Here is a 2,999-nt window from a genome sequence, read left to right as displayed (position 1 = left end):
TTTTTTTTTAAAACTTGAAAAATTTTTCTAATCTTTATTGTTTTTCAATACTCTTGTAAACATTTAATCGTTTGGAAAGTAATACATATGACACTAAAGTTATACCTGCAATATTTATCTGTCATCATCCTTTTACCGTTCAGCTACGAATCAGTAAACCTATTTGTATCCGCTACAAAAATCATCAGTACAGAACTGGAGAAATCTTTGTACGTCGTAATTGTCTCTTTATTACTGGCAACTTTTTACGTTTATTGTATATCTGGCATCAAAAAATTCAAAATATTGAAATTTCTGTATTTAAGCTTTCTGATTCGGATTTTAATAAACCCTTTTTATATGTTTTTTAAATTAAAAGTTGGGCTTTCGGCTCTATGTGAAAGTGTCATCCCGCCATCCGATGACAGAATATCTGCAGAGTTAATTTACCGTACTTCACAGTTTATCATTTTAATCTTAATTCTAAAATTTAACAGAAAGGATATTTTGACATGCGCGTCGCTGGTGTTGCTGAGCTTGTTTTTTGAAATATTTTTGAAGCATTACTAATCGATGATAAATTAGTTTTATCATTCTTAATAGAGTCTTCTCAAAAGCATTTCTTTTTTATTCATCAATGCAGAAAAGCATTAACTTTAGTCAACGTCTTTTAATCATTTTAAAATCCAACAAATGAAGAAAATAATATTGGCTCTCCTTTTTTTGGGAACCCTCATTTCCGCACAAACGCATCGGTTTGTGTACGAATTTCAGTTTAAAGAAGATTCTACATCTTCCAGTACCCGTAAAGAGCCCATGGTTTTGGATATCAATCCCTCAGAAACTAAATTCTACCCTTACGCTTATGTAGAAACAGATTCGCTAAATAAGAAAAATCCGGATAATCATAATCTGATGTGGGATGATCTTCCCTCGGTTGTAAGAAAAAAAGATGCGTATCAGCACAAAAATTATTTTAATGTAAACCATTTGTTTGTGATAGAAAGCAGGGATGAAATGACATGGAATTTATCTTCAGAAACCAAAATGTCCGGAAACTATATCCTGCAGAAAGCAACCACGAAATTTGGCGGCCGCAGCTGGACAGCCTGGTTTAATAAAGAAACCGCCATTAGCGAAGGCCCGTATAAATTCAGAGGCCTCCCAGGTTTAATTTTTGAAATAGAAGACACAGCTAAGAATTTTAGTTTTAAACTTTTAAAAAGCTACAGACTAATAGAAACGTATTCCACAAGAGAGATTATTGAAAATTGGGGCGGGCAAACGGCCATACCTCTTACTCAGAAAAAATATGACAAACTTTTGCTGGATAACTTTAATGATCCTTTACGTGAGTTTAGAGAACATTATAAAAAGAATACAGATCCGCAGGCAAAATTCATGTTCAACAACATTGAGGTTAAAAGTGCAGACCAGTTCCACGACCTGAGCAGGATGGCTCAGGAAAGAGCAAGGAAAAACAACAATCCTATCGAAATCGACAAAGCAGTCCATTATCCTGAAAAATAATTATGAGCAAAGCAGAGAATTCATTCTTCGAGAAATTAGCCAATAGATCAGCGAAATTCACAGGCAGTTCAACAGCTTTTATTGCTGCGTTTTTAATTGTTATTATCTGGGCAGTTACAGGACCGGTTTTCAATTATTCCGAAACGTGGCAATTAGTGATTAATACAGGAACTACAATTATCACTTTTTTGATGGTTTTTTTAATACAGAAAGCGCAGAACAAAGATTCCAAGGCCATTCAGATCAAACTGAACGAATTAATATCGAGCAACGAAAAAGCCAGCAACCGTATTGTTGATATAGAAGACCTTTCAGAAAAGGAGCTCGATCAACTACACTTTTACTACGAAAAACTGGCAGATTTAGCTGAAAAAGATTTAGACATTCATACCTCGCACTCCATAGATGCAGCCAGAAAAAATCATCATGATAAATATGATGCATTTAAAAAGAGACATGAAGAGTGGAAGAGGACTCATAATTTTGGAAGCTGAAGTATCAAAATCCTATCTGAGTAATTTTCAAAAGTACATCTCAAAGAAAACATAATAAATTTTCTCCTCTACAACTTAATAAATTATCATTACGTTCCTATTGCTCAATGTTAATTACTCATTACTCATTACTCATTGCTCATTACTCATTACTCATATTTTCAGGAGCCGGGAACCCGCTGTCCACTATATCTTTTTTGCGGCTGCCTCTATTTCATTCCGTCAGCCACAAAAAAGGATGCCGTTTCCATCGGGGCTAGTAACGATTCCGCTTTTTAAGAACTGTTGAATTTTGATAGGTTATGGGCAATGGGTAATAAGTAATAAGCAATCACCAGTAAACAATTGNTAACAATCTCATTATAGAAAGCAGCAAAAACCATAACCGGAAAGCCAAAACTTCAATTCAAAAGTTTCAAACATCGATTCTCACCACATTTTCAGTCCGGCCAGCAGTAAAAAACCAAACTTCCCTTATTTCCAATACCCTGTTGAACCATTCCCATCCTTTGGAGGAGATGTCAAAAATCGCAGATTTTAGACTGGGGTGGTTACTTCCACGCAAAAATCAACCTTTTACGCATCGAGGTATAAAAGCATCAAAGTAAAATCTCACCGCTGGTGCGGACGTCCCGCCCATAACCACTCAGAAAATCACAGTCTTACGCCGACACCTGTTATGAATGCCACGTTTGTCAAAAATCCATACAGCAAAATCACACGCACCGACATCGCACTCCCTCGGAGTGCCATCTGCGTAGAAACAACCATTCCAAAAATCACAGCACTCCGTAGGAGTGCCATCTAAAGACTATTCACAACAATACTCCACCACAACAATGCAATACCCCTAAATCAATCATCCCTTCACGCTCCAACCCTCAAACTCCCGCACCCTCGAACCCTCACACCCTCCAACGCTCAAACCCTCCAACCCTCCAACACATTTTCTCCCCACACAATCAGTCTGTTGCTTAATTATGTTAAATAAATATG

3 protein-coding genes are annotated in these 2,999 nt (G+C 36.6%); 2 read left to right on the top strand and 1 reads right to left on the bottom strand.

All coding sequences use genetic code 11. From position 1 onward, the window contains the following. The first annotated feature begins 672 nt into the window (after positions 1 to 672). A complete protein-coding gene (locus tag ASG21_RS00025) occupies positions 673 to 1,509 on the top strand; it encodes a GLPGLI family protein (protein ID WP_056074379.1) in 837 nt (278 codons plus the stop codon). A gap of 2 nt (positions 1,510 to 1,511) precedes the next feature. Next, positions 1,512 to 2,003: a low affinity iron permease family protein gene (locus ASG21_RS00020; protein ID WP_056074375.1), complete on the top strand. Its 492-nt coding sequence runs from the start codon at positions 1,512 to 1,514 to the stop codon at positions 2,001 to 2,003. Positions 2,004 to 2,657: 654 nt separating this feature from the next. On the opposite strand, the gene ASG21_RS20120 is transcribed toward ASG21_RS00020, so the two are convergent. Next, the gene (locus ASG21_RS20120) at positions 2,658 to 2,807 is read right to left on the bottom strand and encodes a hypothetical protein (protein ID WP_157844493.1); all 150 of its coding nucleotides are present in this window, start codon (positions 2,805 to 2,807) and stop codon (positions 2,658 to 2,660) included. Between the last annotated feature and the right edge of the window lie 192 nt (positions 2,808 to 2,999).

This window comes from Chryseobacterium sp. Leaf394 (genome assembly GCF_001424105.1).
In the GTDB taxonomy this organism is placed as follows: domain Bacteria; phylum Bacteroidota; class Bacteroidia; order Flavobacteriales; family Weeksellaceae; genus Chryseobacterium.
This window is presented reverse-complemented; position numbering and strand designations above follow the sequence as displayed.